The sequence below is a fragment of the Serratia sp. CY33525 genome, from assembly GCF_052169115.1.
GTDB lineage: Bacteria > Pseudomonadota > Gammaproteobacteria > Enterobacterales > Enterobacteriaceae > Serratia > Serratia sarumanii.
The window spans coordinates 748,122-772,608 of sequence record NZ_JBJNLK010000002.1; the positions used below are offsets into that span (position 1 = coordinate 748,122).

The window sequence follows — 24,487 nt, forward strand, 5'->3', positions numbered from 1 at the left end:
TTGAGTGGCAGGCAGATGCGGCCGGGCTAATTTTGGGCAGGTGAAACCAGGGGATCTCGGGTGTAAACGCCGTTCACCAGCCGTAGCAGGTTGAGCGGGTTGGCGTCCTGCAGCGCCGGCGGCAACAGCGCTGCGGGGGTGTTTTGCAAACAGACCGGCCGCAGGAAACGCTCGATGGCCAGCGTGCCTACCGAGGTGCCGCGCGCGTCGCTGGTGGCCGGATAAGGGCCGCCGTGCACCATGGCGTCGCACACCTCCACCCCGGTCGGATACCCGTTGAACAGCACCCGACCGGCTTTGCGCGCCAACAGGGTCGTCAGCCCGGCGGCCATCGCGAGATCGTCGTCGTCCGCCAGCAGCGTGGCGGTCAACTGGCCTTGCAATGCCGCCAGCGCCGCATGCAGCTGCGCTTCGTCATCCATCGCCACCAGGATGCTGACCGGGCCGAAGACCTCTTGTTGCAGCAGCGGGTCGGCCTGCAGCAGCAGCGCCCCCTCCGCCTGATAAAGCTGCGCTGCCGCGCGAAGAGCGGGCGTTTCGCTGCGGCCTGCCAGATGCCGCATACCCGGGTGGGCATCGAGGGCCGCCAGCCCGTGACGGTAGTGCTCCAGCGTGCCGGCATTCAGCATCGGCTGCGGCTCGGCGGCGTTGACTAGGGCGCTCATCGTTTCGGCCAGCCGATCGAAGGCGGCGCCGCGCAGCGCGACTATCACGCCGGGCTTGGTGCAGAACTGACCGCAGCCGAGCGTGAAGGAAGAGACCAGTTCCTGCGCGATGCGCTGCTCGCGCCGCGCCAGCGCCTTGGGCAGGATCACTACCGGGTTGATGCTCGACATTTCGGCGAAGACCGGGATAGGTTGAGGGCGTTGCGTCGCCAGATCGAAGAGCGCCCGGCCACCTTGCAGCGAGCCGGTGAATCCCACCGCCTGAATCGCCGGATGTTGTACCAAATCGGCCCCCACGCGGTTGCCGAAGATCATGTTGAAGACGCCGGCGGGCATCCCGGTGCGTTCGCGTGCGCGCTCGATCGCCTGAGCGGTCAGCTCCGCGGTGATCATATGGCCGCTGTGCGCCTTGAACACGATCGGGCAGCCGGCGGCGAGCGCGGCGGCGGTGTCGCCGCCCGCGGTGGAAAACGCCAGCGGGAAGTTGCTGGCGCCGAAGACCGCCACCGGGCCGAGCGCCGTGCGGTATTGACGCAGATCGGGACGCGGCAGGGGGGAACGCTGCGGCAGCGCGCAGTCGATGCGCACGCCCTCGACGTCGCCGCGCCGCAGCAGCGTGGCGAACAGCCGCATCTGGCCGCTGGTTCTGGCACGTTCGCCGCTCAACCGCGCCTGGGGCAAGGCCGTTTCCTGCATGGCGAAGGCGAAGAAAACATCATCCAACGCGTCTATCTCCTCGGCGATGGCGTCGAGAAAGTTAGCGCGTAGTTCCGCGCTGAGCTGCGAATAGGGCGCAAAAGCCGCGGCGGCGGCTTCGGCGGCGGCGGCGGTTTCTGCCGCCGTGGCCTGGTGGAAGCGGTAGCCGGTCGGCTGAGCGTCGTCGGCGCGCAGGCTGAGCAGCGCCGCTTCCCCTTCGGCGCGGCGCTGGCCGCCGATAAATTGTTGGCCGCTGATGGCGGCATAGCGAGCGTTGGGCATCGGTTCCCCCGGTAGAGAAAGCATGACGCCCGGCATGGCCGGGCGGTGAAGGCGTTACAGGCCGACGTTCGGCAGCGCCGGGCGAGTGGCCAGCGCTTTATCGATCATGGCGTTGATCTCGCTGAGCGTTTCCCCCTGCAGCGCCAGGCGCGGCGGACGAGTGACGGCGCTGCCGCGGCCGACTCGCTGCTCGCAAAGCTTGATGCACTGCACCAGGTCAGGGCGGGCATCGAGGTGCAGCAGCGGCATGAACCAGCGGTACAGCGCCAATGCTTCCTCATAGCGTTTTTCCTTCGCCAGCCGGAACAGGGTTTCCCCTTCGCGCGGGAAGGCATTGGACATGCCGGAGATCCAACCTTGCGCGCCGACGGCGATGCTTTCCAGCACCACATCGTCCAACCCGGCGAACAGCACGAAGCGATCGCCGACTTCGTTGCGCAGATCGATAAAGCGGCGGGTGTCGCCCGACGAGTCTTTGAAGCACACGATGTTCTCGCAGTCGACCAGCGAGGTCAGGATGTCGGGCGTGACGTCATTTTTGTAAATGGGAGGGTTGTTGTAGACCATGATCGGCAGATCGGTCGCGCCGGCGACGCTGCGGAAATGCGCGGCGGTTTCGTGCGGCTTGGCGGAGTAGACCAGCGCCGGCATCACCATAATCCCGTCGACGCCGGCCTTTTGCGCTTCACGCGCCATATTCTGCGCGAAGGCGGTGGTGAACTCGGCGATGCCGGCGATTACCGGCACTTTACCGTCGGCGGCATCTCTCGCCACTTCGATCACCGCCAGCTTTTCCTGCACCGTCATTGAGGTATTTTCACCGACGGTGCCGCACACCACCAGGCCGGAGACGCCGTCGCGCACCAGGTTTTTGATCACCGTATGGGTGGCGTCGAGATCCAGAGAGAAATCGTTGCGGAACTGGGTCGTCACCGCCGGGAATACGCCGCTCCAGCTTATGGCTTTATGGCTCATCGTGTTTGTCCTGTCGTCCGTAAGTGTTAATGAAAAGTGAATCTTTGGTAAGGCTCACCGACAGATTGACCGGTATTGCGCAGGGAGGCTTGACGCTTTTCGCCGATTGCCGCGACGAAATTGGCACAATGCCGGCGGAACGCGGGCGTGAAAAATTCGGGCGCCGGCGCACCGTGAAAAGAGGGGGGTAACCAGATAAATCAGCGCGTTAAGCGGAAAGCGTCAGGCGGAAATCGCGCGGCGTGGAGCCGGTCATCGCTTTGAACTGACGGCTGAAGGCGCTGTGATCGGTGTAGCCGCACTGCAGCGCGATGTCGGTGATCGGCAGATCGCCGGCCAGCAGTTCCGTGGCCTTTTCCAGCCGCACTTTGTGGATCATCTGGCGCGGGGTGAGGTGGAAGATACGTTTGCAGTAGCGTTCGATCTGCGCCACCGACAACCCGGTCAGTGCCGTCAGCTCCTCAAGCGCGATCGGCCGGGCATAGTGGCGGCGGATGTGCACGTCGATCGCCGCCAGCCGTTGGTAGGCCGGGTGATTGGCCCTGGCCTCCTGCAGATCGTGAGAAATACCCGCCATACCGATGATTTTTCCCTGCGCATCATACAGCGCCAGCTTTTGCGTCAGGCACCAGCCGGTTTCTCGGCCATTGTACAGGTGCATTTCCAGCTGATCCTGGATCAGCACGCCGTGGCGCAATACCCGCAGATCCTGTTCGGTATAGCCGGATCCGAGCTGAGCGGGAAAAACGTCGGCGGAGGTCTTGCCCAGCAGCGGCGTGACGGTTTTGAAACCGCAGCGCCTGGCCAGCGTGAGGTTGGCCAGCAGGTAGCGGGCCTGGGCGTCTTTGATAAAGAACACCACGTTGGGGATCGCGTTCAGCAACGGCGCGATCAGCGCCAGCGTATTCAGCAGATCGCGCAGGTTGTTCGGGCGCTGCTGCGCCAGCCCGTCGCACAGGCGTGACAGATGTTCGACGGCAAAAACGTCCTCCTGCTCCGGCAGCCCCACGAGTGAAGGCGGCGAGAGAGAAACCGGAGGCTGATAGTCTGAAGTGGATCTCATAGCAGTCCCTTTTCGGTCGTTAGCCGGGAAAACAGGCGGGTCAGGTTGATGTCTTCGCATCAATATTAACTTTTCTGTAACGAATCAAGCGCTATTTCCGGCCACCTGCCAAATATGCGGATTGCCGCATACTTTTGCCGGACGGCGCGTGGCGGTTGCTTGAAAACTGCGGCGTTTCTCGTCATGCGGAGATTTAGCATGAAAGTAACGCCATGATAAATAAGTTATTGTTATGGCATTCGTTAATATCATGCCCGCAACGCGTCAGGCCTGACTTTTGTCACTATGCTGATTTCTTCATTCGCCGCGCCGAAACGCATCAAGCCGTTAAGCCCACATTCGTTCAGGCTAACGCTATTGGTAACATCTCATTAACTCAGGAGACGCCGATGGCACTTTCTGCGCATATCACCGCTTTGCGGGCGATCGATTCTCATACCGGCGGAGAGCCGACCCGCCTGATCGTGGAAGGTTTTCCCGATCTCGGCGCGGGCAGCATGGCGGAACGGCGGGCGCGCTTCGCGCAACATTATGATGATTGGCGCTGCGCGGTGATGCTCGAACCGCGCGGCAATGACGTGCTGGTGGGGGCGTTGCTGTGCCGACCCTGCTCGCCACAGGCCACCGCCGGGGTGATCTTCTTTAACAACAGCGGCTATCTGGGCATGTGCGGGCACGGCACTATCGGGCTGATCGCTTCGCTGGCGCACCTGGGGCGCATCCACGCCGGGCGCCATCTGATAGAAACCCCGGTCGGCCCGGTAAACGCCACGCTGCACGAGGACGGCAGCGTCACGGTAGAGAACGTGGCGGCTTATCGTTACCGCCGCCAGGTGCGGCTTGAGGTGGCGGGTTACGGGCCGGTGACCGGTGACATCGCCTGGGGCGGCAACTGGTTCTTCCTGATCGGCGAGTCGCCGTTGTCCATCGATAAACAAAATCTGGAGGCGTTGACCGCGTTCACCTGGGCGGTGCGGCAGACGTTGGAACAGGCGGGCATTCACGGTGAAGACGGCGGAGCGATAGACCATATCGAACTGTTCGGTGACGATCCGCAGGCCGACAGCCGCAGCTTCGTGCTGTGCCCCGGTAAAGCCTATGATCGTTCCCCGTGCGGCACCGGCACCAGCGCCAAACTGGCGTGTCTGGCGGCGGACGGCAAACTGCCGCCGGACACGCAGTGGCGGCAGGCCAGCGTGATCGGCAGCGAATTCCAGGCCTATTATCGTTGGAACGGCGATCGCATCGCCCCCTTTATTCGCGGGCAGGCCTACGTGTGCGCCGATAGCCAGCTGCTGCTCGACGAACGCGATCCCTTCGTCTGGGGAATACGCTGATGGGCACCGAGCGGGGAGCCGATGTCATCGTGGTCGGCGCCGGCATCATCGGCGCCGCCTGCGCCTGGCGGTTGGCGCGGGAAGGCTATCGCGTCTCGGTGGTGGACGATCGCCGCGCCGGCGCCACCGCCGCCGGCATGGGGCATCTGGTGTGCATGGACGATAATCCGGCCGAGCTGGCGTTGAGCGCTTATTCACTGCGGTTATGGCGTGAAGTGACGGGACGCATGCCGCAAGCGTGTGCCTGGCGCGGCTGCGGAACGCTATGGCTGGCGGATAAAGCGGATGAAATGGCCATCGCCGAGCAAAAGCGGGTGCGGCTGGCGGAGCAGGGCGTGGCCGCGGAATTGCTGACGGCGGAACAGATCGCCGCCATGGAGCCGATGCTGCGGCACGGCCTGGCCGGCGGACTGCGGGTGCCGGGCGACGGCATTCTGTATGCGCCGCTCGCGGCTCGCTGGCTGTTGGCCGACGGTGGTGCGGCAATCGACGTGGTGCACGGCGAAGCGGCAGCGCTGGAAGAGGGAGCCGTGCGGCTGGCGGACGGCAGACGCCTGGCCGCGCCGGTGGTGCTCCTGGCGTGCGGCCTTGGGGCCAATGGCCTATTGTCGCAGACTTTGCTGCACGCCAAAAAGGGCCATCTGGCGATCACCGATCGCTACCCGCCGCGGGTGCGGCATCAACTGGTGGAGTTGGGGTATGGGGCCAGCGCGCATGCCAGCGACGGCACGTCGGTGGCATTCAATGTGCAGGCACGGCCCACCGGGCAATGGCTGATCGGTTCTTCTCGCCAGTTCGGCGCCGTCGATTCGGTGTTGGACATGCCGCTGTTGGCGGCGATGCTTGCGCGTGCGCAGCATTTCTTGCCCGCACTGGCGCAGATGAACATCATTCGCTGCTGGACCGGGCTGCGCGCCGCCTCCGCCGACGGGCTGCCGCTGTTGGGCGCGCATCCACGGCATTCCTGGCTGTGGCTGGCACTGGGGCACGAGGGATTGGGCGTCACGACCGCCCTCGGCAGCGCTGCGCTGATCGCTGCGCAGATCGGCCGGCAAACGCCGGAGATTGACGATTCCCCGTATTTGGCGGCGCGGGCGTTTGCCGCCGAGGAGCTGCCTGTATGAATGAAAGACAAAACACGATCACGTTGAGCATCGATGGCGAGCACCGGCGGGTGCCGGTTGGTCTCAGCGTTGCTGCGGCGCTCAGCCTGTGCGGCGACGAGCGTTGTCGGTTGTCTGTTTCACATCAACCGCGCGCTCCCTTTTGCGGCATGGGCGTTTGTCAGGAGTGCCGGGTGAACATTAACGGTCTGCGTCGCCTGGCGTGCCAAACGCTGTGCCAAGCCGGCATGCGCATTGAGAGGAGCGATGATGAGTAACTTAGACTGTGAGGTGCTGATCGTCGGTGCCGGGCCGGCCGGCATGGCGGCGGCGCTGGCCGCGGCGGAAAGCGGTGGCCAGGTGCGAATGATTGATGATAATCCGCATCCCGGCGGGCAAATTTGGCGCGATGGGCCACAGGTGGTTTTGCCTGAAACGGCGAACCGCTATCGGCAGGCGGTGGCGACGAAGGAAAATATTGCGCTGCAGCCCGGTTGCAAGCTGGTGGCGCAGTGTGGCGCTAACCGATTGGCATATGAAGACGCCGAAGGCTGCGGCGTGATTCGCTATCAAAAGCTGATTCTATGCAATGGCGCGCGTGAACTTCTGCTGCCGTTCCCCGGCTGGACGCTGCCGGGGGTGACCGGCGCTGGTGGTCTACAGGCGCAAATCAAGCAGGGGCTGGCTATCCGCGGCGAACGAGTGGCGATAGCCGGCAGCGGGCCGCTGCTGTTGGCGGTGGCGAACAGCGTGAAACAGGCCGGAGGCGAGGTGGTGCTGGTGGCTGAGCAGGCGCCGCTTTGGCGGTTGGCGGCGTTCGCCGGCGGCCTGTGGCGTTGGTCAGGCAAGCTGCGTCAGGCGCTTTCTCTGATGCCGCATCGTTACCGTGCCGGTAGCCGGGTGCAGGCGGCGTTGGGGCAAGAGCGTTTAACCGCGGTGCGCGTCAATAACGGCGGGCGGGAAAGAACGATCGCCTGCGACAGGTTGGCCTGCGGTTTTGGTCTGGTGGCGAACATTGAGTTGGCGATGCTGCTGGGGTGTCGGATAGAACACGACGCCGTAGCGGTGGATCATTGGCAGCAAACCAGCCAGGTGCAAATTTTTGCTGCCGGGGAATGTACCGGCATCGGCGGCAGTGAATTGGCGCTCACCGAGGGCGCCATTGCCGGTTATGCTGCCACCGGGCAACGGGAAAAGGCGGATCGCCTGGCGGCGCAGCGGCGGCGATGGCAGCGTTTCGCCACGGCGGCGGCCAGTGCCTTCGCTCTCGATGAGCGCTTGGATTCGCTGGCCAAACCACAAACGCTGCTGTGCCGCTGTGAAGACGTCATGCTGGAACAGGTGCGTCATCAGCCGGATTGGCACACGGCCAAGCTGGGCAGCCGCTGTGGCATGGGGGCATGTCAGGGTAAAGTCTGTGCGACGGCGGCGAGGCAGCTTTTTGGCTGGCCTTTGCCGCCGCCGCGTGTGCCTTTAACGCCGGTCAGAGCGGAAACGTTGGTTGCGCTGGGGCTGCTTGGCGATGACGACGACGGCTGAATGGGTTAGCGGGCATTCCGCACCCGGCAAACGCCGCTATATCACCATTGCGGCCAATAGTAGGTTTTCTCTCGCCAGCCTTTGCCGTACATGCAGGCTTCGATGGTGGCGTCTCGTGCGGACTGATTGCGATCGGTTTGCACTGTTTTAATCGACGGTTCCTTGTCATAGCGGTATCCCGATGGACAGTCTTTCTTATTTTTCTCGCAAGGAATGTATTTGTTTTCGTAGCTGAACTCCACGTCCCGCACCACGTCCGGCGGAAAACGTTCGTAGCCGCGACTGCGGCATTCGGCATATTCGGCATTTCGGGTACTCTCAACCGCGCCGGGCCTTTCCCATTGGGTGCAGGCGGTCAACATCAATAACGGTAAGGCAATCAAACAACGGCAATTCTTCATGGTGTCCCTAACTCTTTCTCTATCCTGAGGCTCGCTGACTAGGAATGTTCCTAACCGGTGAGGTAGGGCAGTGTAATAAACTGGCGCAATAATTGGAAATGATAATGGTTATTGTTTAGGTATGATTGAGGAAGTGCCGCGTTGAGAGAGGATGTGGCGCATTGAGTGAAGTCTGTAGGAAGCGGCGACCTCATGGCGAGGGCAGGTCGATGTGGCGCTGGTTTTATTCATTCTCTTTTTGCCGCAAGGATCCGAGCATCATTGCATCGTTATGAGTAGAGAAATAATATGCAGGCTAAGTATGTTCTTAGCTGGTTTGAATATTATCTTTATTTAGGATATTTACCCATGCCAAGAATTTAATTCTCGGTATTAATACCCTATTTTTTTATTTCTGTTTTTTTAATGGGGTTTTATTTTCGGATTTTATCCAGAAGAGAATTTTTAGTTACAGGGAATTCATTTGCATTTTAATTTTGGATTTTTTAAATTCAGTTCAGAGGCAGGATAACCGTTCGCGACAGCTACAAAAAAGGAGTTTATTTTGTCAGGGATAAAGAAAACGCCTGAAAGTCATGACGGTTTACCTGCACCATCAGAGGATTATGATACTTTTAAGCACCTCTCCGATGTTGGCTCCGTGTTGGGATATGGGCGAACTCGCTTTTATCAGTGGTGCCGTAGCCGCGGATTTCTAACTCCGATGAACGTTCCGTCTCATGAAATGATCGCCCGGGGATATATGGTGGCGGTGTTATCAGAGACCGGCCATACCCGGGTTTACGTCACGCAGGATGGTTTCAGTTACGTCAGTGGCGCTTTTGCTGCAGATATCCAACGTGGCATGATCAAGTTTTAAATCTGCAAGAATCGCCTTTATTTCAATGGCTTTAATGCAGAATCTTCTTATCCCTGCAGGTTCGTGGGAGGAGTGGGAAGTTATCCGATTTTTTCGCATCTGCGGTATGAATGCTACTGGAGACAGCTATTCTCTTGTTACGATAAGCATTATTTTCTTCAGGAGCCAAGGATGAAGCATTACGCCGCGTTGTTATTTGCCTCTGCACTGTTGACGGGATGTGCGACCCAAGCCGTGCCGCCGCAACAGGCTGAGTTGCCCCCCCCAAGCCGTCTGATGCTCTATCAGAATATCCCGGATACGCCTTACGCCACGGTGGTGGTGGTGCGCGACAGCGGAATGCTGGCGGGCAGCTGCCGCACCGGCGTCTATGTGAATGGGGAGTTTGCCGCTTCGCTGGAGGCGAAAGAAAAAGCAGAGTTTCGCGTGCCGCCAGGCAATGTTTCGGTCAGTATCGGGCAAGATATGATCGAGAATCACCTGTGTATTTGGCGTGAGACCGGCGGCAGCATACCGATGACGCTGCGCGCCGGTGAAAGCCGCTATCTGCGTATCGCCGGCGATCGGCAGCGTGGCTTCATTTTGCAGGCGGGGCGACCGTAATCTGCCCTGGCAAGGGCGTTAACGCCCTTGCCACCATCCCCACAGCGTAATGAGTAGCCACGCTGCCGCAATCCAGCACAGTACCGCCGCCCCCAGAGCCAACGACAGCCGCAGACTGTTGATCAGGAAATACAGCGAGATCAAATACACCAGGTAGGGTAGCACCGCCCACATGCCAAAAATCAGCGTGGTTTTCAGCGCCGCAATGGAACGCTCGTTGCCGACAATGTAATGCGCAATCAGGGCGAAAGTGGGAAAGAGCGGGACTAAACCGGCGATATAATAGTTGCGCGTTTTGGCCAACAGGCCGATCAGAACCACGACCAGCGCGCCGATCAGCGCTTTGACAAGGATGGCCATAACGGTCTCGGGTGTGGGGGAAAGTCAACACACTGCCCGAAAGCACGTGCAAGATCAATGGGGTGTGGAGTAGCGCGGTGAAAAGCAGACCCACAAGAAGTGCGGGTCTGGGACGCAACGCTTACTGACGGTAAGCGTGCTTGATTTGCTGAATGCTGTTCTTGAAGATTTCCGCCTGGGTAGGATCTTCAATCTGGGCGATGAAACGTTCCATGTTGATGATGACTTTCCCGGCGTCGGCCTGGCCGATCGACTTCAAGATCAGCGTCAGCGTAGCTTTGAGGCAGGCAACCTCGGTCGCCAAGATTTCCGGGTTTGCAGACGTAGTGAAATCAACGTTGCTCATTTTCTCTCCTGATTTTTTGAGGCCGTAGCCTGATACAAGCTGCTTTGGCGCACCGCGCGCGGGCTAAACGTTGCCCCGCGCGCAGCGGCGAATTTAACTGGGCGCGGAGTATAGCATAGCATGCGTCCGTCATCTGCACCGGGCTTGCTCCGGTCATGCGGGCGGGCAACGTTCGCTCATTGCCATGCTGAATCATCCGCTGTCGGCCAGTTATTTCGAGGTGGTTAACAAGTATTTGACCGGCACGTTATTGTTGAACAATGAGGGGATTATAATTATTTGGGCGGGGAACACCGATTTTACCGGCGTTTGCCGAGAATAATAGTTTCGAACGCGGCTTGCCAAACCCACGTTGGCGGCGGCTTTCGTTACGCCTTTAAATATCAAATGATTACAAACAGCCAACGGCCGTGTTAATATTATGCATGTCGCGATTGCTTACACAGATTTCTCACACGCAACATGATTGTCGCGCTATCCTGTGTTTGGTGCAGCGCCGCGCAATTATTTTCGTCGTCCGATCTTTTCCAACGTGACGATTTATCGGCGGCATAGACGGCTAAAATTGAAAAATCAGCTCTGCTCCGCAAAGTTATTCGAAAGTATGTATTAATCTGTGTTCATTCTTGTCTGAAAAACAAGTAATATCTCTGGCGAAAACAGAGGCCGATTGCGTTACTCCCTTTTTTTGGAGATTTTTCCTTGATTAGCGTTCTTCTTGTTGATGACCACGAACTGGTGCGCGCAGGGATACGACGCATTCTTGAAGATATCAAAGGTATAAAAGTTGTCGGTGAGGCTCAGTGCGGTGAAGACGCCGTAAAATGGTGCCGTGGCAACGCTGTCGATATCGTGCTGATGGACATGAATATGCCGGGCATTGGCGGGCTGGAAGCCACGCGCAAGATTGTGCGTTATGCACCCGACGTCAAAGTCATCATGTTGACCATCCATACTGAAAATCCTTTGCCCGCGAAGGTGATGCAGGCGGGTGCCGCCGGTTACCTGAGCAAGGGCGCCGCGCCGCAGGAAGTGATTAACGCCTTGCGTTCCGTGCATGCGGGGCAGCGCTATATCGCGTCTGATATCGCCCAGCAGATGGCCCTGAGTCAGCTGGAGCCGCAGGCTGAAACGCCGTTCAGCTGCCTGTCTGAACGCGAGTTACAGATCATGTTGATGATCACCAAAGGCAAAAAGGTGAATGAGATCTCGGAGCAACTGAGTCTCAGCCCGAAAACGGTGAACAGCTACCGTTACCGCATGTTCAGCAAACTGAATATCAGCGGCGACGTCGAATTGACTCACCTGGCCATCCGACATGGATTGTTCAATGCGGAGACGTTGTTAAGCAGTGAATGACCGTTTTGATGCCAAAGCCTTCCTGAGTACCGTCACCAGCCAGCCCGGCGTCTACCGTATGTACGACGCCACGGGTACGGTGATCTACGTCGGTAAAGCCAAAGACCTGAAAAAGCGTCTCGCCAGCTATTTTCGGCAGCAGGTCAGCAGCCGTAAAACCGAGACGCTGGTTAAAAATATCGCGCAAATAGACGTAACGGTTACCCATACCGAAACAGAAGCGCTGCTGTTGGAACATAACTACATTAAATTGTACCAACCGCGATATAATGTTCTTTTGCGAGACGATAAATCTTACCCACTGATTTTTCTCAGTGCGGATACCCATCCCCGTTTGGCGGTGCACCGCGGCGCCAAACACGCCAAGGGCGAATATTTCGGGCCTTTTCCCAACTCTTACGCCGTACGCGAAACGCTGGCGCTGCTGCAGAAGCTGTTCCCGATCCGCCAGTGCGAAAACAGCGTATATCGCAACCGGTCGCGCCCGTGCCTGCAGTATCAGATCGGCCGCTGTCTGGGGCCTTGTGTTGCCGGCCTGGTGAGCGAAGAAGAATACCGGCAGCAGGTGGACTACGTACGGCTGTTTCTTTCGGGCAAAGATCAGCAGGTATTGCACCAGCTGATTGCGCGTATGGAAGAAGCCAGCAAACTGCTTAATTTCGAAGAGGCGGCGCGCATTCGCGATCAAATTCAGGCCGTGCGCCGCGTCACCGAGCGGCAGTTCGTGTCGGGCGACAGCGACGATCTGGACGTGATCGGCGTGGCGTTCGATGCCGGTATGGCGTGCCTGCACGTGCTGTTCATCCGTCAGGGCAAGGTGCTGGGCAGCCGCAGCTATTTCCCTAAAGTGCCGGGCGGCACGGATATGAGCGAAGTGGTGCAGACCTTTGTCGGTCAGTTCTATCTGCAGGGCAGCCAGGCGCGCACGCTGCCCGGTGAGATCCTGCTGGATTTCAGCCTGCCGGAAAAAGACCTGCTTGCGGAGTCGCTCTCCGAGTTGGCGGGGCGCAAGATCCAAATTCAAAGCAAACCGCGCGGCGACCGCGCCCGTTATCTGAAGCTGGCGCGTACCAACGCGGCAACGGCGTTGACCACCAAGCTTTCGCAACAGTCGACTATTCATCAGCGGCTGGCGGAATTGGCCAAGGTGCTGAACCTGACTGAAATCAATCGCATGGAGTGTTTCGATATCAGCCACACTATGGGCGAACAGACCGTGGCTTCGTGCGTGGTGTTCGACGGTAACGGCCCGGTGCGAGCGGAGTATCGGCGCTACAATATCAGCGGCATCACTCCCGGCGATGACTACGCGGCGATGACGCAGGTGCTGAAGCGCCGTTACGGCAAGGCGCTGGAAGAGAAAAAGATCCCGGATGTCATCTTTATCGACGGCGGTAAAGGGCAGCTCGGCATGGCGATCGACGTCTTCAAATCGCTGAACGTCACCTGGGACAAGAATAAGCCGCTGCTGATTGGCATCGCCAAAGGCGCTGATCGCAAGGCCGGATTGGAAACGTTGTTCTTCGTGCCGGAAGGCGAGGGGATTTCGCTGCCGCCGGATTCGCCGGCGCTGCATGTGATCCAACACATCCGCGACGATTCGCACAATCATGCGATTACCGGCCACCGGCAGAGAAGGGCGAAAGTCAGAAATACCAGCGCATTGGAGCTGATTGAAGGCGTTGGGCCGAAACGGCGCCAGGTGCTGTTGAAGTATATGGGCGGACTGCAACCTTTGTTGAACGCCAGCGTGGAGGAAATTGCAAAAGTGCCGGGTATTTCACAAGCATTGGCAGAAAAGATCTACAATGCATTGAAACACTGAGGGCAATGTAGCAACATACTCTTAATTTCCACTCTAGCCAGATAGTTACCGTAGCATTATGCAATTGAATATACCGACTTGGCTTACCCTGTTTCGCGTAGTTCTGATCCCATTCTTTGTGCTGGCGTTTTATCTGCCGTTCAACTGGGCTCCGATGGTTTGCGCCGTTATCTTTGTGTTCGCCGCCGTCACCGACTGGTTTGACGGCTTTCTGGCACGCCGCTGGAAACAAACGACGCGCTTCGGGGCGTTTTTGGATCCGGTCGCGGACAAAGTGATGGTGGCGGTGGCACTGGTGCTGGTGGCGGAGCACTACCACAGCTGGTGGATCACGCTGCCGGCGGCCACCATGATCGCCCGTGAAATCATCATTTCGTCGCTGCGCGAGTGGATGGCGGAAATTGGCAAGCGCAGCAGCGTGGCGGTATCCTGGATCGGCAAAGTGAAAACCATGGCGCAGATGATGTCGCTGGTGGGTTTGCTGTGGCGGCCGGATCGCTCCGTAGAGTATGTGGCGATTGGCTTGCTGTATATCGCGGCGGTGCTGACTTTCTGGTCGATGTTCCAATATTTGAAAGCGGCGCGCAACGATCTGCTGGAACCGTGATCGATACGCTGCAAAAATCGGCAAACGATCGTGATGAGCCAACAATTTTATTGACTCATCACGTCAGGCAAGTAGAATGCATCGCATCAGACGACAACGATGAATTGCCGAAAGATAGCAAATAAATCAGTCAGTTCTGGTAATGCGGGAATAGCTCAGTTGGTAGAGCGCAACCTTGCCAAGGTTGAGGTCGCGAGTTCGAGCCTCGTTTCCCGCTCCAAACATTATCCTGTTGAATCCCCGTGATTCGGCAGGTAAGCGAAAAGGGGCTTCGGCCCCTTTTTCGTTTTCTATTCCTTTGCCGTCCGGTGAAACCCTTCTTCATCCTGCTACCTCGATTATTGCCACTATATCTGCTGTCGTTTTCATACCCAGGATGCATCCGTTGCATGGTGCAATCAGGCACATTTGATTGGGCGCCGTACGGTGTACAATCTGACGTCAGTCTCCAGCCTTGCAGTTGCGTTGGCCGTTCGGGGCAGCGGCACCGGAGATTCATGATAATGTTATGCCTGATATCCCATCACCATAAGCAAGTGAAAAGCCGCAGAGGGCGCGGGTAAGCGATTCCTGCCGAGAAAAAAGATCCGATTTGCCCGTGAATCCCTGAACCGATGCATATAAAATCAACATTTCGCTTGCCTTTCCGTTGGCATTGTGAACAGTGCGCCCACAAAATAAGCAGTTGAAAGCGTTAGAGAACTTTTTGCTATTTCGGGGGGTTGCCAAGGTGGGGGGTTTAGTCCATAATGCAGTCCATCGATTCGGCGGTAACGAAATAAATTACTTAAGAATCAGATGATTAAGATAAGCGATTTCAACATCGCCGATCAAAAGAACAAAACGAAGTGGGTGAATCACCGGCTTTGGCCTGAAAAGGCAAACAGAATAAAGGCGCGTTAACAAAGCGGTTATGTAGCGGATTGCAAATCCGTCCAGTCCGGTTCGACTCCGGAACGCGCCTCCAACTTTCCCGAGCCCGGGTGGTGAAATCGGTAGACACAAGGGATTTAAAATCCCTCGGCTTATGGCTGTGCGGGTTCAAGTCCCGCCCCGGGTACCAGGGAACGAAAATACCGAATAATCAAAGCAATAAGTAGTAATGTCGTAACCGCCGAGAGGCGGTTTTTTTGTGCCTTAAAATCACTGAATGGCAGCAAAATGGCAGCGCGATGGCAGCGCAGATTTTCTCTATGCAAAAATAACGCCCGCAATCGCGGGCGTTTTTCTTTGTGGCTATCCAAAAATCAGCGAAGCCTGGCCGCCGCTTTGTGGGTGAGGGGGAACCGGATTAACGTTATGAGGTTTTGAAATGACGCGGGTAAAGGTTTCATGGCTAACGAACGTGCACCCACAATTGATGTTTGTGCACTGGTTGTAGCGCTCTTTGGTCGTATTGGTGATGTAGCTGGATGATCTGGTGTGTGCGGCTTGGCCGCATTCAGGACAATGCATCATGGCGGGGTTCTCCGTCATGTTCCCGGCTAAGGCCAGTATTGCTGATAATTATGCACAAATACTGGCCGTTTGCATTATTCCATTTCCAGCTCGTCGATTTTGACCTCAAGATCCAGCGACGTCGTAAACCCGCTGCCGTTCAAACTGTGCGTTACTGTGACCAGCGTCCACTTTGCTTCATCGATCTCACGCTTAAAGCCTTTGACCGTGACGGGGGCCTCCGGGTAAAGCTCTGCGCGGCCTCGTGCCAGCTGGATCGAGAAAGTGGCGACGCCGCGCTGTATCCGTTCCCAGTTGGCCTTTGCCGCGCGCTGGGCGTTGTATTTTGTCGCGTAGGTATGGCGTAACACCAGGACGTTTTCATCGCTGCCGACCAAGTATTCACCCTGTTTTTCTTCCTCAACCATTGGCTTTTTCTTGCGGCGGCGCTTGACTTTGACCGGCTCGCTTTTCGCCGCGCGGGTGTTTAACCAGTTGGCTACGACGCCCGTATATGCCCCGCGATCAGTCAACGTGAATTGATGGCTGTCGCCCGACTGGCGATTGATTAACATTTCAGGGATCAGTTTGCCGTTGACGGTCTGATTTTGCCCCTGTTTGAAGAACAGCAGATTACCGTTCTTAACAGCGGCCACGGCGCCGTTTTCCTTCGCTATGCGGGTGATGAAACTCCCGTCCGACTCGTTCGTTTGGTCGATATGAGGAATAGAAATATCAGCCACATTTTTATTGATGACCGGCGTTAGCTTGTTGCGAGTGGCGACGGTTTTCACAATATCGCCCAGGGTTTTCTTGTGATAGGAGTTGTCGCGTTGCACGTTTAGCGTTTGTCGAAAATCAGCGCTGCGTGCCGTGATCGTCAACTTATCCGGCGCGCCGGAATGCCCGATTTCATCCACAACAAACAGCCCTTTGTCGATCGTGCCGGTATCTTTCCAGCCGATAGCCACGGCGATGCTGACGCCGCGACGGGGTAGTATCAGGCTGCCGTCGCTGTCGTCAAGTTCGATCTCCAGCTGGTCAGCCTCAAATCCCCGGTTATCGGTTAGGGTCAGGCTCAGCAGTTTTTCGTTCACTTTCCCGGTAACATCTACGCCGCCAATCTTCAACGTATAGGCCGGCGTATTGCTGCCGCCGATCTTGTCCAGGGTGTCGAGCAGGCTCATGATAAAAGCCCCCCGACGGTGTCAGATACCTGAGTGGCGAGGTCTTCAAATTGCTGGGATAAATCGCCGAACATATCTTTTAACCCTTCATCCGTGCGCTTCAAAGTGATTGTAAACTCAATGCGCCTGGCGGATCCGTCCTGAAAGAAAACGGTTTTGCTTCGGGTCAGACTCTCGATCACGAACATGCCATGAATCGCGCCACTGCCTTCGATAAGCGACCACGCCTTGCCTGTTTCCGCCATCAGCTGTATCGCCATTAACGACACTCGGCCGCCGGTCAGTTCTGGCAATAGGACGCCGCTCAATGTGATCGTTTCATCGTCCGGCCCCAAAAACTGGCTTTGCGGTCGAAGCCCGACGCGGCTGTTTGTTGGGTGTCGCCATGACATTTGGTGCTGAAATTCCTGGTATGGAACGGTTTGCAGCATGAACACGAACATGCCTAATGCCATCATCATAATGATTATCCTCACTCGAAATCGTTGTAACTGCTGTTCACCTTGGCGCGCGCCTGCCGTTCTCTCTGGTCAAGTTGTCTGGCGACTTCTCGCGCGATATCTAACGCGCTTTGTCCTGGCTGCGGATTGATGGTTATCGGCGCGTGGATCTCGACAATTGGCGCATTGGTACGCTGATATGATGCGCTACCGGCGGAGCGGTATTGGTTCCCGGCCAGGCTGTGCGGGTGTAGTGGGGCGTCCGCGGCTGTTGCGCCATTCATGAACAGGGCGGCGATTGCGGCCATTGCTGCGGTGTTTCGGCGGCTGGTGACGTTTGCCGGCCCGCTGACAATCTCCGGGCCGTACTCGCCGACGATGCCGAATTTGCCCAGCGGGATACGGCCGCCGTTATCATGTTCACCGGTATATCGCCGGCGGATGGCGTCGGCGGAATTGCCTTGCGGTGCCGGCGTCAATGTTACGCCGGCGCGGCGGGCTGCATCGGCAACGGCCGGGTTTTCCTGCGCCAGTTTGCGCGTTTCTGCCGACCGTACCTTGATTTCGTCCAGCTTATCCAACACCCACTTGATTGAGTCCGTCAGCAGTTTCAGCGGGGTTAGCGCCATCTCAATGCCTGCTGCCAGAAATTCGCCGAACGTCTTACCGGCCGTTGCTGCGCTGTCCAGACTGTCTTTTGTCGATTTCACCGGCGTCAGCAAATCTGTGAACCAGCCCCACAACGCTTTAACTTTGTCGCCTATCCAGTTGAATACCGGCATCAATGGCGCAAAAGCGTCCTTGATCGGTGCTGCGGCGCTTTTGAAGCCCTCGACAACACCGCTTAGAAACGCCTTGATAGGCTTCCAGTATTTGTAAATCAGCACGCCAGCGCCAACGATCGCGGCCGCAATCAGTCCCAGCGGGCTGAGTAGAATGCCGAACATACTCGCCAAGCCGCCGAGGGCGAAGCGGAGGAATCTCAGTGGTGAGGTTGCCAGCCAGGTAAATACACGCCCAACTCCTTTCATTCCTTTTGCGGCTGTCTGTAATGGTGATGATGCGAATGTCATTACTGCGTGGCTGGCGTTTCCTAATCCTTGCTTAGAGAATGTCAGCGCGCTTTTCCCTGCCTCAAGTAATGAGCGGCTGAAGCTCCCGACTTGCTTTTTAGTGATAGGCGTCGTACTGGCGAATTTCAGCATGCTGAGTGAGAGGTTAGGCAGCAGGCGAATACCTAACATGCGGGTGCTGAACCGGAGCAGGGCAAACGGGCCGAGCAGCCCGACTACGGCGATCGCCAGCGTACCGAAAACGGTCGTTGCAATAGCGGCTGCTGCCCCTATCTTAACAATGGCGGCGCTTATGTTGGGGTGCGCTTTTAAAAACTCAGCGACGCCGTGCAAAACGTTGCTGATGCCTTTGGCCGTTTTTCGTAGCCAGGCGTCGTTTTTTTCAAACAGTTCAACGCTGATATTTTCCAGGGCGGCATGCAGCATCGTCATGTCGCCTTTCATGTTATCCAGCATGGTGCCGGATACGCGCGCGGCCTCGCCATCATACTCACCCGGCGCGCCGCGCATTTTTTGCAGCTTGCCATCTGATACCGCACGCATCAACTCACCGAATCCAGTGACCGCATACATGCCAGCAATATCTTTGAAAATCTTACCGCGATCGACGTTCCCCATTTTTGACGTCTTCTTGTCGATATCTTTCAAAATATCGACAAGGTCGCGCATATTGCCGTCTTTGTCTTTGGTTTCGACGCCTAGTTTTCTGACGGTTGGGCTGTTGCCAATTCTGCTGAGAATAGCGCGCATTGCTGTACCAGCTTGGCTACCTTGAATGCCCGCGTTCCCCATGATCGCCGTGGCGGCTGAAACGGTTTCCAGGCTTTGCCCATATTCGCGGCCGACGCCGGCGGAATATTTCAATGACTCGCCCAGCATTGGAATATCAACGTTGTTCCGCGTGAACAGCGCGGTAAGCACGTCCGCCACTCTGTCCATTTTTTCCGCCGGGATCCCCATCGCGGTTTGAATGTTGGACGCAATATCGGCTGTCGTGCCCAGGTCAATGTCGCCGGCCGATGCCAGATTCAGCATCCCCGGCATGGCTTTTAATACCTGCTGCGGTGAATAACCCGTCCTCCCGAGGAAGTATTGCCCCTCGGCAACCTGGAGATCGGTAAATTTTGACGAGAGCGGCAGGGTTCTCGCCTGATGGCGCATGGCCATCATTGCTGGATCTGACTTGGACGGGATGCGCGTTACAGCCTGGGTTTTGCTCATCATCGCGTCAAAGTCATAACCGACGTGCAAGGCATTTGCCAGCCCGCGGCCCATCGCGCGCCCGGTGGCCATCGAGGTATAACCCACCCCGGCAGCCATGACTTTTCGCTGATTACTCTCGTCGAATTGATGGCGCGCAGCATTCAGCCGTTTTTGCTGCTGGGCCTGCTGCTCAAGTCTTCGCTGCTGTGCTGCAAGTGCGCCGGTTGTCCCGCTGATATTGGCGCGCAGCGATCGCTGGGCCTCACCAAGTCGGTTAGTCGCCATGCCGCTGTTTTGCAGTGCGGTGCGCTGGTTTTGCAGTGACAGCCGGAGATCTGAATATTTTTGCTGAAGGCGGGCCGCTTCCTCCCTGGCTTTCTGAAATTGGCGCGCCTGCCTGGCTGTCGGGGTTTCCGTTGATTTCATGGCGATAGCCAGGCTGCGCGCTCTATCGCGTGCAGTGCTTAGCGCCTGCGCGGCGGCGGCTACCTGGGCTTTTGTCTTGCGGAAACCGTCAATTTTCCCAGCCTGATTATCCAGCTGTTTTAATTGGTCTTTGGTGGCTTTAACAGAAGCGGCCAGCGCTTTATTGCTGGCCTGCATGGATTTAAACGGGCGGGTGACTTTATCGACCGCGCTCAGTAAAACCTGCAATCGGAGGTTTTTGTCACTCATCACTTGCCCCACTGCGGATTATGGCTTTATGCCGCCACTCCAGCAGCTCGGCCAGCGGCATTGAGTCGGTGACGGTCGGCGGCCAATGGAAGACGGCGGCAATATCCGCCGTCAGATCTTCTACTGTCAGCTGTTCAGGAAATCTGACCTGACCGAATTCGGTAAGAAAAAAATCGCCACAGCTTGCGACAGCTGATAAAGGTCAGCCGGATCGAGGTTGGCAACCTCGGCCGCCGTCAGGTTCGGCGTGGTGATGCGCGGCAATACCCTGATCAGGGAATCAACATCGGTTTCGATCAGCGCCTGCAAACGGGTGCCGCGCAGCGCGCCGGAATTCGGTTTGTTGACGGTTACTTCGGTGATCTGCGTGGTGCCGCGCACGATGGGAACGTCCAGGGTGATCGGCTGGTTGGTCGCCAGTTCTGCGCCGTCTGTCGTCTGTTTTTCTTTCATCACGTTATCCTAATGATTGGTGCTGTTTAGACGGCCCCTGCGGGCCGCATGAAATACCTGTCAGCAGGCGATTACAAACCGATGGCGCGGCGGTGCTCCGCCAGACGATCAACGCCATCAACGATCTCGACCATGTTCACCGTGTCGATTTCCATCAGGACGCTGCCGTCCCATGTCAGCTTGAAATAGGTATTCTTGGCGCTCAGCTTGGTCTGCGTGTTGTCGCCCTGCTTATAGTTGCCATGATCAAACTCGGAGAAACGCCCGCGCATGACCACTTCGACGGCAATGATCTCGGCGGTGTCGTCACGCTGGAATGAACCGGCAAAGCGCAGGAGTACGCCGTCAACTTTGGCGATGCCCCATTGCTTGTAAATCTGCGCCTCAATGCCGCCAAGAGTGATCTCGGCGTCAAGTGCGCCATCATCCAGCCCCAGATCAACGCTGGCGCTGCCGTTCATGCCGCCGCCCCGGAATGCTTCAAGCTTTCGCGTCAGCTTCGGCAGGGTGATTTCTTCAATAACGCCTTGGTAGCTGTTGGCGTCATTGAACAGATTCAGGTACTTCAGTTTGCGTGGTAAGGCCATCGCGTCCCCCTTAACTGTTCACGTTCTGAGTGAAGTTCATCAGATACTGATCGGTGATGCGCTGGCGCAGCAGCAGGTTTTCGAGCGGCGGCACAGGCGTGTAATCGTAATCCAGCAGCAGCTTGCCGGCTTTCAGGGTGTCCTTGTCGTTGGCCGCTTCATCAATCCAGCAATTCCCGTCAACGATGTAACCGCCGTTTTTCAGCTCGCGGAATTTGGCGTTGATGCCCTCGATAATGTCCTTGGCAAGGGAAGGGTGCAGCGGCTGATCTACCGCCCACATCTGCGCCTCGGCCATCGTGTCGGCCAGCACTTGCGCGGTGCGGGTGTAGTTTTCAAACTGGAACAGCGGATCATCGGAGCAGGTGCGCGACCCCCAGAATCGGAATCCGTCTTTGCGGATCAGCGTGGTAACGTCGTTTTGGTTCAGCAGGTTGGCATCGGTGGCCGTGTCCTGCAAATCCCAATAGACGTCTGCGCTGATGCCGGTCACGCCGTTAACGCCGACGTTGGACAGGGTTTTGTGCCAGCCGACGTTCTGATCCAGCTTGGCGCGCAGCCCCAGCGCGCGGGCTGTTGCAAACGCGGTTGCGGATGCATTGGTCGTGGTATCCCAGCTCAGAAAATCCGGCCAAATCAACATAGCTTCGCGCTGGCTGAAGTTTTTGCGGTAGTCGAGCGCCTCGGATACCGTCTTGCAGCCATAGGCGCTGAGGTAGGCGAAGGCGCGGAGGCTTTGCGCCACGGCCAGTAATTCGGAGGCAACCGCCTCGTTATCGTGGCCCGGCACTCCCAGCATGCGGGGTTTAACGCCAAGCTGGCTTTGTGCGGCCAACAATGCTTTCATGCCGGTTTTCTTGCCCTCGGTGGTCACGCCGCCGATGATATTGGTTGTCGTCTCGGCTTCGGTTTCGCCCTGGGCGACACGCACCACAACAGTGACGGGCTTGGCCTGATCGGCGATGGCATCCAGCGAGCGGGCGAGGGTGCCGGTTTCGCCGGCCTTGCCGCTGGCGGCCAGGACGTCGGTAATTAACACAGGGGTGTTTAACGGGAATGCTTTTGCGTCGGCGTCGTCACCGGTACAGACCATACCGACGATGGCGGTGCTGACAGTGGTGATGGTGCGGGTGCCTTCGTTGATTTCCTGCACGCGCACGCCGTGGTGATAGTCTTGAGCCATTAGGCGGATCTCCTGTAACGGTGTTCCCCTATGGTGGCGGCGGTGCGCGGTTAATGCATGCGGTGGGCTTTGTGTGGTGGCTGGCACAATGGCCATTGATACTGCTTGGGATGTCTATGTTTGCCGGTATGGCCAGCACAGTCAATGATGGCTGTACTGCAGGAAAAAATAAAGCCCCACATCGGGGCTTTGCTTACGCGGCGCGATACCAGCACATCAGCTTGATGTGGCTTTCTACAATGCTGAATTCCTTGCCGCCGCCTACCTCGGCAGACGTCAGATCGATGCTGTGGCCGTGCTTACCAATGTCGACGGTGTGATTGTGCTTGCCGATCTCGACGGTGTGGCTATGGCTGCCGTTCTGACTTGTCTGGTTCCGTGTGCGATGGCTGTCATTGTCCGAACCGACGACGTAATCGCCATCCCACGCCGGACCGGGGGCGGCCATGCCCCCCTGGTGCGCATGCTCGCCGCCTTCTGACGTCCATTTCGTACCGTGGTCAAACTCTGATGCCCATTTGGTGCCGTGGTCGAACTCGCCGACCTGGCCGCTGACGCCGTGGCTGTGCTTCGGCATATTTTCAATGCTCAGTGTTACCGTGTCCGAACCGCCGGCGGTCATCACATCCGAGCCATCTGCCTTGCCGATGCGGATCGTTTTATTCTCGCCGGTATAGTGCCAGGTGGTGCCGGGCCACTGCTCGTTAGGGTTCAGGTTCGTCGCAAAAAATATGCTGATCCCGGGCGGGTAAATATCATCAAATGCCGCTTTGCTTTCTGCCAGCGCGTAGGCGTTGTCTGCTCTGTTCTCAACCGCTTTAACTTTTTTGTCAACGTATTCGACGGTGGCCGTTACAACCGTCGGATCGATAATCAGCTGAATGGCCGCAGTGCTGCTGACTGCTATCACTATTCTGATTGTCTGAATTCTGCCGGAACCTTCTGCCGACGTTGGTTTGTACGACGGCGGTAGATTACAGACGGCAATGAGTGCGCCGGTATCGTCAAATACCCCCGCCTCGCGACACCAGAATCCGCCGACGGCGGCCGGTATCGTCATTTCTGCGATGATCTGATTAGGGGCGCGGTCATCAATCCGTAGTGCGTTAATCGGCGTTCTATACCGTTCGCCGAGTAATTCCGTTTGCCCCGGCTCCGGTGTCGGTGATGTGCCAAGCCCATCGCCAACCGCAGCATGGGCAATATTGATTTTTTCACCATTTGCCGCTGCTGCTGCAATTTTGTTCGCGCCGACATCGGTAATGATGCTGATATACTGCGGCATGCGTCCCCCTAGCTAATCCGTGATAAAACTTCAGCATCGCGCCGGGATGCCCCCGTCAGTAACGTGAAATCCCTGAAGAAGCCGTCGCAACTCTGCATGAATCCGCTGCCCTGCTTCACGTCGAACATGACATTGCCCACATAAACAAATCCTGCATCACGCAACGATGCGAGCGCTCCGGTCGGCGACTGCGCCGTATTTTTTTCGTCACCGTTTTCAAACGCAGTGATCGTACCCGCCGCAATATCAAAATACGCTGCCGAGGGGATATAGGCTTCGTACGGTTCGCGAGCCACAGTGATCGCCGCGCCTGGGCTGCCTTGATTGATAAAATTGCTGGCGCGCGTGCCGTAGCGCCAGGCTTCGCGAATGCCGGTTGAGTACGGGCTTGCGATCACGCGCATATAGGCCAAACCTAAATTAGCCAGGCTTAACCCCGCCGTCAGGCCGACGGAGTCCATTGGGTCGGTATCCATCGCCAGCATTGAAATTGCGTAGGTGTTCGTATCGCCATGCTGGATTGTTTGCGCGTGCTCGCTGCGCAGGTACCCGCCGGCATACGCCGCCACCTTCACGCGAATCGACCGGCTGTTCCGATCGAACAGTGGCAGCTCCTGCGCCGGTGGGGTATCGAGCTGCTGTTTGACGGCAATAAAGTCATCGCCGCGCAGGCCGTAAACCTTTAGAACAGAGACGCCATCCGCAGCAAGTTTAACTCCGAACATCGGATTGAGAGCCAACATCACCTTTTGATAAATCGCATTTGCAACCAGCATTTCAAAACGTGCCAGGCAACCCGCTTCATCGAAAATAACGCCCCCGTCCGCCAGAACGCGGGCTTTGTGCGCGGCGTAAAGCTGCTCGGGACTCAGAATATACGGGCTGAGGTCGAACCCCTTTCGCTTTCCGTTATACGGTGAGCGCGTGTTATTAATTATCGCCAT

The 24,487-nt window shown here is 57.5% G+C and carries 25 protein-coding genes and 3 tRNA genes; 12 read left to right on the plus strand and 16 right to left on the minus strand.

What is annotated here, in order from left to right; translation table 11 throughout:
• Positions 1-26 precede the first annotated feature (26 nt).
• The 3 genes from ACJ8IM_RS08490 to ACJ8IM_RS08500 form a co-directional block, all read right to left on the minus strand.
• Positions 27-1,643 carry an aldehyde dehydrogenase (NADP(+)) gene (locus ACJ8IM_RS08490; RefSeq protein ID WP_033654193.1) on the minus strand — a complete coding sequence of 539 codons (1,617 nt, stop codon included), beginning with the start codon at positions 1,641-1,643 and terminating at the stop codon, positions 27-29.
• 54 nt (positions 1,644-1,697) lie between these two features.
• Positions 1,698-2,618, minus strand: a complete 921-nt coding sequence (locus ACJ8IM_RS08495) for a dihydrodipicolinate synthase family protein (RefSeq protein ID WP_033654192.1) — start codon at positions 2,616-2,618, stop codon at positions 1,698-1,700.
• Between the two features lie 208 nt (positions 2,619-2,826).
• Positions 2,827-3,681: an AraC family transcriptional regulator gene (locus ACJ8IM_RS08500; protein ID WP_033637947.1), complete on the minus strand. Its 855-nt coding sequence runs from the start codon at positions 3,679-3,681 to the stop codon at positions 2,827-2,829.
• Between the two features lie 389 nt (positions 3,682-4,070).
• Between ACJ8IM_RS08500 and ACJ8IM_RS08505 the strand changes: the two genes are divergently transcribed.
• From ACJ8IM_RS08505 to ACJ8IM_RS08520, 4 genes are read left to right on the plus strand one after another with little or no spacing between them, the layout of a single operon-like run.
• On the plus strand, positions 4,071-5,018 hold the full coding sequence (locus ACJ8IM_RS08505; protein ID WP_033654191.1) for a 4-hydroxyproline epimerase: 948 nt from the start codon (positions 4,071-4,073) through the stop codon (positions 5,016-5,018).
• Positions 5,018-6,142: an NAD(P)/FAD-dependent oxidoreductase gene (locus ACJ8IM_RS08510; protein WP_033654190.1), complete on the plus strand. Its 1,125-nt coding sequence runs from the start codon at positions 5,018-5,020 to the stop codon at positions 6,140-6,142. Before ACJ8IM_RS08505 ends, ACJ8IM_RS08510 begins: the two co-directional genes overlap by 1 nt.
• Positions 6,139-6,399, plus strand: a complete 261-nt coding sequence (locus ACJ8IM_RS08515) for a (2Fe-2S)-binding protein (protein WP_033654189.1) — start codon at positions 6,139-6,141, stop codon at positions 6,397-6,399. Before ACJ8IM_RS08510 ends, ACJ8IM_RS08515 begins: the two co-directional genes overlap by 4 nt.
• Entirely contained in the window at positions 6,392-7,660 is a 1,269-nt protein-coding gene (locus ACJ8IM_RS08520; RefSeq protein ID WP_033654188.1) for an NAD(P)/FAD-dependent oxidoreductase, read from the plus strand. The genes ACJ8IM_RS08515 and ACJ8IM_RS08520 overlap by 8 nt, the downstream gene beginning before the upstream one ends.
• Positions 7,661-7,701: 41 nt before the next feature.
• Here ACJ8IM_RS08520 and ACJ8IM_RS08525 read toward each other — a convergent pair whose 3' ends face one another.
• Positions 7,702-8,061 (minus strand): hypothetical protein, encoded by a 360-nt coding sequence (locus tag ACJ8IM_RS08525; protein WP_033637955.1) that lies wholly within the window; start codon positions 8,059-8,061, stop codon positions 7,702-7,704.
• Between the two features lie 544 nt (positions 8,062-8,605).
• Between ACJ8IM_RS08525 and ACJ8IM_RS08530 the strand changes: the two genes are divergently transcribed.
• Both ACJ8IM_RS08530 and ACJ8IM_RS08535 read left to right on the plus strand, forming a co-directional pair.
• Positions 8,606-8,920 carry a hypothetical protein gene (locus tag ACJ8IM_RS08530; protein WP_033654187.1) on the plus strand — a complete coding sequence of 105 codons (315 nt, stop codon included), beginning with the start codon at positions 8,606-8,608 and terminating at the stop codon, positions 8,918-8,920.
• 171 nt (positions 8,921-9,091) lie between these two features.
• Positions 9,092-9,523, plus strand: a complete 432-nt coding sequence (locus tag ACJ8IM_RS08535; protein ID WP_033654185.1) for a hypothetical protein — start codon at positions 9,092-9,094, stop codon at positions 9,521-9,523.
• 18 nt (positions 9,524-9,541) lie between these two features.
• On the opposite strand, the gene ACJ8IM_RS08540 is transcribed toward ACJ8IM_RS08535, so the two are convergent.
• On the minus strand, positions 9,542-9,883 hold the full coding sequence (locus ACJ8IM_RS08540) for a GlpM family protein (protein WP_033637958.1): 342 nt from the start codon (positions 9,881-9,883) through the stop codon (positions 9,542-9,544).
• Positions 9,884-10,004: 121 nt separating this feature from the next.
• Positions 10,005-10,229 carry a DUF2594 family protein gene (locus ACJ8IM_RS08545; protein WP_004927950.1) on the minus strand — a complete coding sequence of 75 codons (225 nt, stop codon included), beginning with the start codon at positions 10,227-10,229 and terminating at the stop codon, positions 10,005-10,007.
• A 702-nt stretch (positions 10,230-10,931) separates the two neighbouring features.
• On the opposite strand from ACJ8IM_RS08545, the gene uvrY reads away from it, so the two are divergent.
• The 6 genes from uvrY (at position 10,932) to ACJ8IM_RS08575 (ending at position 15,083) form a co-directional block, all read left to right on the plus strand.
• On the plus strand, positions 10,932-11,588 hold the full coding sequence (gene uvrY, locus ACJ8IM_RS08550) for a UvrY/SirA/GacA family response regulator transcription factor (protein WP_004927947.1): 657 nt from the start codon (positions 10,932-10,934) through the stop codon (positions 11,586-11,588).
• A complete protein-coding gene (uvrC, locus tag ACJ8IM_RS08555) occupies positions 11,581-13,413 on the plus strand; it encodes an excinuclease ABC subunit UvrC (protein WP_048233314.1) in 1,833 nt (610 codons plus the stop codon). Before uvrY ends, uvrC begins: the two co-directional genes overlap by 8 nt.
• A gap of 58 nt (positions 13,414-13,471) precedes the next feature.
• Positions 13,472-14,020, plus strand: coding sequence for a CDP-diacylglycerol--glycerol-3-phosphate 3-phosphatidyltransferase (gene pgsA, locus ACJ8IM_RS08560; RefSeq protein ID WP_033637960.1), 549 nt, complete (start codon positions 13,472-13,474; stop codon positions 14,018-14,020).
• Between the two features lie 144 nt (positions 14,021-14,164).
• Positions 14,165-14,240, plus strand: a tRNA-Gly gene (locus ACJ8IM_RS08565).
• Positions 14,241-14,913: 673 nt separating this feature from the next.
• Positions 14,914-14,987 (plus strand) — tRNA-Cys (locus tag ACJ8IM_RS08570).
• Positions 14,988-14,997: 10 nt separating this feature from the next.
• Positions 14,998-15,083 (plus strand) — tRNA-Leu (locus ACJ8IM_RS08575).
• Between the two features lie 173 nt (positions 15,084-15,256).
• Here ACJ8IM_RS08575 and ACJ8IM_RS08580 read toward each other — a convergent pair.
• The 10 genes from ACJ8IM_RS08580 to ACJ8IM_RS08625 form a co-directional block, all read right to left on the minus strand.
• Positions 15,257-15,478: an ogr/Delta-like zinc finger family protein gene (locus ACJ8IM_RS08580; RefSeq protein WP_072008418.1), complete on the minus strand. Its 222-nt coding sequence runs from the start codon at positions 15,476-15,478 to the stop codon at positions 15,257-15,259.
• Positions 15,479-15,552: 74 nt separating this feature from the next.
• Complete coding sequence (locus tag ACJ8IM_RS08585) at positions 15,553-16,644, minus strand: phage late control D family protein (protein WP_033654184.1); 1,092 nt, start codon at positions 16,642-16,644, stop codon at positions 15,553-15,555.
• The gene (locus ACJ8IM_RS08590; protein ID WP_033654183.1) at positions 16,641-17,105 is read right to left on the minus strand and encodes a phage tail protein; all 465 of its coding nucleotides are present in this window, start codon (positions 17,103-17,105) and stop codon (positions 16,641-16,643) included. The genes ACJ8IM_RS08585 and ACJ8IM_RS08590 overlap by 4 nt, the downstream gene beginning before the upstream one ends.
• Positions 17,106-17,116: 11 nt before the next feature.
• Complete coding sequence (locus tag ACJ8IM_RS08595; RefSeq protein ID WP_033654268.1) at positions 17,117-20,035, minus strand: phage tail tape measure protein; 2,919 nt, start codon at positions 20,033-20,035, stop codon at positions 17,117-17,119.
• Complete coding sequence (locus ACJ8IM_RS08600) at positions 20,028-20,150, minus strand: GpE family phage tail protein (protein ID WP_072008420.1); 123 nt, start codon at positions 20,148-20,150, stop codon at positions 20,028-20,030. The genes ACJ8IM_RS08595 and ACJ8IM_RS08600 overlap by 8 nt, the downstream gene beginning before the upstream one ends.
• Before the next feature lie 11 nt (positions 20,151-20,161).
• Positions 20,162-20,488 carry a phage tail assembly protein gene (locus tag ACJ8IM_RS08605; RefSeq protein WP_051917628.1) on the minus strand — a complete coding sequence of 109 codons (327 nt, stop codon included), beginning with the start codon at positions 20,486-20,488 and terminating at the stop codon, positions 20,162-20,164.
• A 71-nt stretch (positions 20,489-20,559) separates the two neighbouring features.
• Positions 20,560-21,075, minus strand: a complete 516-nt coding sequence (locus ACJ8IM_RS08610) for a phage major tail tube protein (RefSeq protein ID WP_033654182.1) — start codon at positions 21,073-21,075, stop codon at positions 20,560-20,562.
• A gap of 10 nt (positions 21,076-21,085) precedes the next feature.
• Positions 21,086-22,258, minus strand: coding sequence for a phage tail sheath protein (locus tag ACJ8IM_RS08615; RefSeq protein WP_033654181.1), 1,173 nt, complete (start codon positions 22,256-22,258; stop codon positions 21,086-21,088).
• A 193-nt stretch (positions 22,259-22,451) separates the two neighbouring features.
• Positions 22,452-23,543: a phage tail protein gene (locus ACJ8IM_RS08620; protein WP_033654180.1), complete on the minus strand. Its 1,092-nt coding sequence runs from the start codon at positions 23,541-23,543 to the stop codon at positions 22,452-22,454.
• 8 nt (positions 23,544-23,551) lie between these two features.
• On the minus strand, positions 23,552-24,487 hold the full coding sequence (locus ACJ8IM_RS08625; RefSeq protein ID WP_033654179.1) for a hypothetical protein: 936 nt from the start codon (positions 24,485-24,487) through the stop codon (positions 23,552-23,554).